Source organism: Luteolibacter sp. (assembly GCF_058122085.1).
The window spans coordinates 1-3,465 of record NZ_JBIKBQ010000189.1 but is presented as its reverse complement, the minus strand read 5'-3'; the positions used below and the strand labels follow the sequence as shown (position 1 = coordinate 3,465).

The 3,465-nt window shown below is 63.9% G+C and carries 5 protein-coding genes; 4 read left to right on the top strand and 1 reads right to left on the bottom strand.

Annotation, left to right across the window (positions count from 1 at the left end):
• From AC4DF4_RS18245 to AC4DF4_RS18230, 4 genes are all read left to right on the top strand, one after another.
• On the top strand, positions 1 to 537 hold a 537-nt coding region (locus AC4DF4_RS18245), incomplete at its 5' end, for a winged helix-turn-helix domain-containing protein (protein WP_490049527.1).
• Positions 534 to 1,568, top strand: coding sequence for a sensor histidine kinase (locus AC4DF4_RS18240; protein WP_490049526.1), 1,035 nt, complete (start codon positions 534 to 536; stop codon positions 1,566 to 1,568). The genes AC4DF4_RS18245 and AC4DF4_RS18240, both read left to right, overlap by 4 nt.
• A 49-nt stretch (positions 1,569 to 1,617) precedes the next feature.
• Positions 1,618 to 2,103, top strand: a complete 486-nt coding sequence (locus AC4DF4_RS18235; RefSeq protein ID WP_490049525.1) for an FAD/FMN-containing dehydrogenase — start codon at positions 1,618 to 1,620, stop codon at positions 2,101 to 2,103.
• A gap of 10 nt (positions 2,104 to 2,113) precedes the next feature.
• Positions 2,114 to 2,800 carry a YoaK family protein gene (locus tag AC4DF4_RS18230; RefSeq protein WP_490049524.1) on the top strand — a complete coding sequence of 229 codons (687 nt, stop codon included), beginning with the start codon at positions 2,114 to 2,116 and terminating at the stop codon, positions 2,798 to 2,800.
• Here the strand turns inward: AC4DF4_RS18230 and AC4DF4_RS18225 are convergent.
• Positions 2,793 to 3,465: MBL fold metallo-hydrolase (locus tag AC4DF4_RS18225; RefSeq protein WP_490049523.1), on the bottom strand; the 673-nt coding region annotated here is incomplete at its 5' end. The two genes, AC4DF4_RS18230 and AC4DF4_RS18225, sit on opposite strands and share 8 nt — an antisense overlap.

Genomic DNA, 3,465 nt, shown 5'->3' with positions numbered 1-3,465 from the left:
GTGCTGGACATCACGATGCCAGGGATGGACGGCGTGAGCGTCATCCGCCAGGCCCGGACGGCCGGTTGCCGGGCCACCCTGCTGCTTTCCACCGCTCGCGGCGAGGTCAGGGACAAGGTCGCCGGTCTCGATGCCGGCGCGGATGACTATCTGGTCAAACCGTATTCCACCGAAGAACTGCTGGCACGACTTCGCGCCGCCGAGCGCCGTGCCAAACCGGAAACCTCACATTTGCTGCGGGTCGCGGATCTGGAGATCGATCTGATCACACGCACCGCCCGGCGTGGCGCGACCCAAATCATCCTCACCAACCGCGAGTTTTCCTTGTTGGAAACGCTGGCCACTTCGTCACCCCGCCCTGTTTCCAAAGCGACACTTGTCGAGCGGGTTTGGGATCATTACTTCGACCCTGGATCAAATGTAGTGAATGTGTATGTAAACTACCTGCGCAAGAAGATCGACCTGCCCGGGCTCAAGCCGCTGATTCACACCGAGCGTGGCGTGGGCTTCGCGCTCAAGGAAACCGACGAGCCATGAGTTTCCGCATCCGCATCGCCGCCTGGGTGGTCCTGTCCTGCACGCTGCTGATCGGGGTGATGATGTTCACAGCCTACCGCCAACTGGAGGAGGAGTTGCGTGCGGGCCGCTGGGACCGTACCCACCCGAAGATTCCAGGCTGGGTGCTCCATAACAGCTACTCGGAGGAGGAAATCCAGGACATCCTCGGCGAACTGCTGGAAACCTGGCTGTGGACCGCCGGGCCGCTGATTGGCCTCTCGCTCGGCGCGGGACTCCTGCTTGCCCGCCGCTCACTGCGACCCGTAAATGAGATCAACCGCCAGCTCGCCGAAATGCGGGTCGATTCGCTTCGCGGCGGCATCGCCATTCCCGAGGCGGACCCGATCATCGCCGATCTCGCCAACCACCTCAACGGCCTGCTAGACCGGGCGGGCACGGCCTATCAGGAAATGGCCGAGTTCTCCGCGCGGGTCGCCCACGAGCTGCGGACGCCGCTCATGCTGCTGCGGATGCGCGTGGAACACGCCCCCCCGGGAATCCCCCCGGCATTTCAGGAGGACCTGCAGGACGAGCTGGCCCGGCTCTCTCGGTTCGTCGAGCGGGCGCTGCTGGCGGCCAAGGCGGAACAAGGCGCGCTGATCCCAGTCCCCTCACCCCTCTCGCTATCCGGCCTGGTGCGCGACGTGACCGAGAACTACCAGCTGCTAGCCTCCGAGCGCTCGCTGGCGATGACACTCGAACTGGCGGAAAACATCCGGATCGAGGGCGATCCCGACCTGCTGCGCCAGGCACTGCACGGCCTGTTGGAAAATGCCGTGAGCTACGCGAAATCGAAGATCCGCGTGTCCTGCCGCGCGGAGGACGACGGCCCGGTCTTGGAAATCCACAACGACATGGACCCGGCGACCATGGCCACCGCCGGGCTCGGGCTCGGACTGCGTCTCATCCGCGGCATTTGCAACGCTTCCGGGATTCGCTTCGAGGTCCGCCAAAGCCCGCTTGATTTCAACGCCACCATCCGGTTCAATCCGATGACAGGGCCGAAATAAGCCCGCGTTTTTTCGCTAGAACAACCACACCAGCCCGCTCGACAACTCCATGAGATCGCAATTCATCAAACTCACCGGCATCGCGCTTGCCGCCACCGCCCTTTCCATCAGCCTCAGCCTCGCCGCGCCTTACGCGGATGGATCGAAGGTCGAGCCGTTCACCGCCAAGGACCAGAACGACAACGCCTTCACCTTCAAGCCCGCCGACACCCGCTTCCTGCTCGTCAGCCACGACATGGAAACCGGCAAAAAGGCCAACGCCGTGCTCTCCCCGCTCGGCAAGGAATTCCTCGGATCGAAAAAGGCCGTTTACATGGCCAACATCTTCGGCATGCCTGGCATCGGCCGGATGTTCGCCATCCCGAAGATGAAGAAATACAACCACCGCATCGTCCTCGCCGACGACGGCGCGCTCATCGCGCATTTCCCCGCGCAGGCCGGGAAAGTCACCGTCCTCACGCTCACCGGCGGCAAGGTGGCATCCATCGCCTATTGGACGCCGGGCGCCGAGGGCTTGGATACTTATTTGAAATGAGGGAATCCGGTTGATAACGCCACTTCAGCCGCAACCCAAGTGGGTCATCGCAGGTGGTTGCTGCCTCGCTTTTCTCGGCGCGGCGGTGAACGCGTGCTATCTGGTCCAGCTCGGCACCTCGGTCAGCCACCTGACGGGTGATGTCTCGAAGGTGGCGATGAATGCCGCTGAGGGTCACGGCCAGTTTTCCGCGGCAGCCATCCACCTCATGGCCGCCGCGCTCAGCTTTGTGATGGGCGCGACGACCGCCGGGTTTTTCATCCATCATCCGAACATCGAGTTTTCCCGACCTTACGGCAGGTCAGTGACCGCGATCGGTCTCTGCCTGGTCGGGGCGCATTTCAGTTTTGGCGGGATGCCGGTTCTCTCGATTTTCCTCGCGGGATTTGCCTGCGGCTTTCAGAACGCACTGGCCACCCACTACCGGGGCATGATCCTGCGCACCACCCACATCACCGGGCTGCTCACCGACCTCGGGACGAATCTCGGGATGCGACTGAGAGGGCATGAAATCGCGCCGTGGAAACTGCTGGTGCCCACGCTTCTCGCCGCAAGTTTCTTCGCCGGCGCCGTCTTCGGCTCGATGATGGTAATCCTGCTGGCACGCCCGGCCCTGCTGGTTTTCGCGGGCATGTATCTCGCGGGCGGAATCGGCTGGTCGATTTGCAAACGCGTCATCCCGCAGAAACTCAGCTAGACCCGCCGTCCCCCGCGGGCATGACAAGCTTCCGGCCGCCGACCTCCACCACTTCAAACACCTCCTCCGCCAGCGACTTCTCCCGCAGCGCCTTTTTCAGCAAAATTGGCGGCTCGCCCAGCGGCTCGTCGGTGAGTTGGAAGGTTCCCCAGTGCATCGCCACCGCCCGGCGGCAGCGGGTTTCCCTGAACGCCCGCACCGCCTCCTCCGGATTCAAATGCATCGGCCGCATGATCCGCCGCGGCAGGTAGGCGCCGATTGGGATCATCCCGAAATCGATCGGCCCGTAACGCCCGCCGATTTCCGAAAACGCCTCGCAGTAGCCGCTGTCGCCCGCGTGCCAGAGCTTGCAGCCCGCGCCCTCGACCAGCCAGCCGCACCAGTGCCCGCGGTTCCGGTCGAGCAATGTCCGCGCCGTGAAGTGCTGGGCCGGAGTCGCCGTCACCCGGATGCCGGGAAAAATCTCCGCACCCGCATGCCACGCCAGCTCGCTCACGTCGGTGAAGCCCTTGCCCCGCAGCCAAGCCGCGTGGCCCTCCGCGATGAAAATCTTCGTCCCCTTCCCGATCCGCCGCAGCGTCGGCAGGTCGAGGTGATCGTAATGCCCGTGCGTCAGCAGGATCGCGTCGATCTTCGGCAAATCGCCGATCGCGCACGGCGGCGGC

Coding starts and splice junctions, on each gene's coding strand:
- AC4DF4_RS18235 (WP_490049525.1), top strand. CDS start 1,618: ATGAGATCGCAATTCATCAAACTCACCGGCATCGCGCTTGCCGCCACC.
- AC4DF4_RS18240 (WP_490049526.1), top strand. CDS start 534: ATGAGTTTCCGCATCCGCATCGCCGCCTGGGTGGTCCTGTCCTGCACG.